We start from the raw sequence: 799 nt of genomic DNA, 5'->3' as shown, positions 1-799 counted from the left end.
CGGTGTCGTCGGGTTACTGCCGGGCTGAGCGAGCCGCCCTGCTTTCGGGGACGGCCTGGCTGAGAGTTGCAGGGCCCGACGGCCCGGGACGTGCTGATCGGCCATAGGGCTTTGCGCCACGGGCTTCTCGGCCTCGGAGCGCCTCAGTGAGCGACCGACCGTCACATCCCGGACCGGAGTGCGTGTTTTTCCGTGGGCTGACGGAAAGGAGCACTCTCATGGAGGCTACGCCCACCAGCACGTATGCCGGGATCGACTGGTCCTGGGGCCACCACGCGCTGTGCATCATCGACGAGCACGGACGACGAGTCGAGGAAGTGACCGTGTCACACACACGGCCGGGACTTGCCATGATCACGGCCCTGCTGCGCCGGCGGTCGGTCGCACGGGTCGGGATCGAGCGCGGCGACGGGCCGGTGGTCGAGCACTTGCTGCGCGACGGCTTCGAGGTCGTGGTGATCTCCGCCCGACAGGTCGCCTCGCTACGGGCCCGGCATGGCAGCGCGGGCAACAAGGACGACCGGTTCGATGCGTTCGTGCTGGCCGATGCCCTACGCACCGACGCCGGCCGGTGGGCGGTGGTCCGCCCCGACAGCGAAGAGACGCTCGCGTTGCGGATGCTTGTCCGAGCCCGCCAAGACCTCGTCGGTCACCGGATCGCCGTGCACAACCAGCTGCTCGCCACCCTCCAGCACAACTTCCCGGGCGCGGTCGGGTTGTTCAGCCAGCTCGACATCCCGATCAGCCTGGCGTTCCTGCGACGCTTCCCCAGCGAAGCACGAGCGGCTTGGCTGACCGC

General features: G+C 69.0%; 1 protein-coding gene. It reads left to right on the top strand.

Annotation, left to right across the window (positions count from 1 at the left end):
- Positions 1–218: 218 nt before the first annotated feature.
- Positions 219–799 (top strand): IS110 family transposase (locus tag AC3A5R_RS23090; RefSeq protein WP_487623117.1); only part of this gene is annotated, 581 nt, incomplete at its 3' end.

The sequence above is a fragment of the Intrasporangium sp. Soil_C_50 genome (assembly GCF_057656595.1).
This window is presented reverse-complemented; position numbering and strand designations above follow the sequence as displayed.